This window comes from Vibrio sp. Vb0349, from assembly GCF_033338975.1.
The window spans coordinates 1-1034 of sequence record NZ_JAWOTS010000457.1; the positions used below are offsets into that span (position 1 = coordinate 1).

At 48.4% G+C, this 1034-nt stretch carries 1 protein-coding gene and 1 pseudogene; both read right to left on the reverse strand.

Annotation, left to right across the window (positions count from 1 at the left end; genetic code table 11):
- Positions 1-142: 142 nt before the first annotated feature.
- The gene (locus R7Q47_RS26560) at positions 143-715 is read right to left on the reverse strand and encodes a sigma-70 family RNA polymerase sigma factor (protein ID WP_005455178.1); all 573 of its coding nucleotides are present in this window, start codon (positions 713-715) and stop codon (positions 143-145) included.
- Between the two features lie 2 nt (positions 716-717).
- Positions 718-1034, reverse strand: a pseudogene (locus R7Q47_RS26565) (chromosome partitioning protein ParA); the annotation flags it as partial.

Consider the following 1034-nt stretch of genomic DNA (forward strand, 5'->3'; position numbering starts at 1 on the left):
GATGTTGGCTTTTTCTTTTATCGACAGGAGAGCTGTTTAAAGAGCTGGCCGCAGACGCCATGCTGCTCTCGTCACTTAACAAGTAAACACCCAATAAACCGGCGCCGATCGCGCCGATAATCCACAGTTTCTTTGTCATGATTTATGCGTGTGCCATTCTTGATTGCAGCCAGCTGCGTGAGAACTTGAGGTCTTTTTCGATTAGGCTTGCGCTGCACTCTAGCAGTTCGCTGATCTCCTGGTTCTTCATGCCCATCAAGTATTTGAGTTTTAAGGCGCTCGATTGACGTGGGTAGCGTGTGCTAAAGCTATCTAAGGCTTTGTCCATGATGATCAACTGCTCAAAGCGGTCTTCTTCGTCCTTCATCAACGTGATGTGTTGGCGTTTTTGCGCTTGGTGTGAGCGAGCGTTGTCGATCAATATTTGGCGCATGACTTTAGCTGCCATTAAGAAAAAATCACGCTTGGTGGCGATTTCACTCATGTCGCAGTTTGACATTTTTAGGTAAGCATCATGAATCAATGCGGTGGTGCTGTTGACGCTGTCTGCCAATACCATGTTGTCGGTGCCGTATTTTTCGGCGTTGCGCTCACGTTCTTGTTGGGCGATTTTACGCAGTTGCAAATAGGCGAATTGGTACAGCTCGCTTTCGGCTTGTTTATTACCAGACTGCCACTGCTGAATAATGTGGGTTAGGGCTGAAGTCGTTGCCATGGTTATACCTCCTCGCTCACTTTGACAAATTCAGAAATCGTATGCGTTTCAATATGATCAGAACCATCTCGGTTACGACTAACGTTCTGTTGGTAGCGATACAAAATGCCTTGCTCCCAGTTGGCTCCCGCCGGTAAGTATTCCCAAGTGGTGTAGTTGATTTCTGCCGGAGTGGTTGACCAGCGCACCATGATGTTCATTTGCGCCAAATTGGCTTTCGGTTCGTCATTGTTTACCCACCACATATCGGCAAACTCGCGGGTGACATCTTGGGTGTATAGGCTTGCATCGGTTGGGCAGGTCTCGGCGCTGCGTGGCA